The 1,070-nt window shown below is 49.7% G+C and carries 2 protein-coding genes; both read left to right on the plus strand.

The genetic code is table 11. The annotated features are described in order from the left end of the window. The coding region (locus PGS25_RS15555) for a VirB6/TrbL-like conjugal transfer protein, CD1112 family (protein ID WP_270419420.1) at window positions 1-816 on the plus strand (816 nt) is incomplete at its 5' end. Between the two features lie 20 nt (window positions 817-836). Then, on the plus strand, window positions 837-1,070 hold a 234-nt coding region (locus PGS25_RS15560; RefSeq protein ID WP_270419422.1), incomplete at its 3' end, for a PrgI family protein.

Below are 1,070 nucleotides of genomic sequence, written 5' to 3' on the forward strand. Positions count from 1 at the left end.
GGTATTATGAGCAACCTTTCGGGGATGTTTGACAGTGTAAATCAGCAGGTCGCGGATATATCCGTACAGGTAGGCCAGACCCCACAGGGATGGAATGGCAGTATTTTCAGCATGATTGAGAATCTGTCCAACTCCATCATGGTGCCGATTGCAGGTGTGATTCTGGCTATCGTGATGACCGTAGACCTGATCCAGATGATTGCAGACAAGAACAACCTGCATGATGTGGATACCTGGATGATTTTCAAGTGGGTGTTCAAATCAGCTGCCGCCATCCTCATTGTCACAAACACATGGAATATCGTGATGGGCGTCTTTGATATGGCGCAGAGCGTGGTGGCGCAGGCGGCAGGGATTATCAATTCGGATGCGTCCATTGACATTTCCTCAGTTATGACCGATCTGGAACCGAGGCTGATGGAAATGGATTTGGGACCGCTGTTCGGACTGTGGTTCCAATCCCTCTTTATTGGCATTACTATGTGGGCGTTATATATCTGTATCTTTATCGTTATTTATGGCCGTATGATCGAAATCTACCTTGTGACTTCGGTGGCTCCCGTTCCAATGGCTGCAATGATGGGTAAAGAATGGGGCGGTATGGGACAGAATTACCTCCGATCCCTGCTGGCGCTGGGCTTTCAGGCGTTTCTCATTATCGTCTGCGTGGCAATTTATGCTGTGCTGGTGCAGAACATCGCTCTGGAAGATGACATCATCATGGCAATCTGGAGCTGCGTGGGCTACACCGTACTGCTATGTTTTACGCTGTTCAAAACCGGCAGTCTCGCCAAATCAGTCTTTCAGGCACACTAAAACGGAAGGAGGTTTCTACATTGGCTTATGTACCCGTACCCAAGGACTTAACAAAAGTCAAAACAAAGGTCATGTTCAATCTGACCCGAAGGCAGCTGGTCTGCTTTACCGCCGGGGCGCTTGTAGGCGTACCGCTGTTCTTGTGGCTCCGTGAGCCTGCGGGAAACAGCATGGCTGCCATGTGTATGATGCTGGTCATGATGCCCTTCTTCCTGCTGGCTATGTACGAAAAGCATGGACAGCCCCTGGAAAAG

This window comes from Butyricicoccus sp. AM78-15b2TA (genome assembly GCF_027665985.1).
In the GTDB taxonomy this organism is placed as follows: domain Bacteria; phylum Bacillota; class Clostridia; order Oscillospirales; family Butyricicoccaceae; genus Agathobaculum; species Agathobaculum butyriciproducens.